Annotated in this window: 1 pseudogene; it reads left to right on the top strand. The window is 74.4% G+C overall.

The features are described from left to right. Window positions 1–207, top strand: a pseudogene (locus tag MKK58_RS24095) (nitrile hydratase subunit alpha); the annotation flags it as partial. Window positions 208–301: the final 94 nt, after the last annotated feature.

Genomic DNA, 301 nt, shown 5'->3' with positions numbered 1-301 from the left:
GTGCGCGCCCTCGAATCCGTCCTCGTGGCGCAGGGCTACGTCGACCCGGCGGCCCTCGATGCGCTGATCGAGACCTACGAGACCCAGGTCGGCCCACACAACGCCGCTCGCGCGGTGGCGCGTGCCTGGGTCGATCCCGCTTTCCGCGCGCGCCTCCTCTCCGACCCGACCCCGGCATTGCGCGACCTCGGGATCGGCGGGCGCGGCACCGCCGCTTGCCCGCTGCGGCAGCGAGGCCCAGGCCGACCGTGGCCCAGACACTGGCTACGGTCCGCACGGCCTACGTCCCCTCTGTTGCGCG

The sequence above is a fragment of the Methylobacterium sp. J-078 genome (genome assembly GCF_022829285.1).
In the GTDB taxonomy this organism is placed as follows: domain Bacteria; phylum Pseudomonadota; class Alphaproteobacteria; order Rhizobiales; family Beijerinckiaceae; genus Methylobacterium.
Note: the sequence above shows the minus strand (reverse complement) of the source record. Positions and strands in the feature narration are given on the sequence as shown.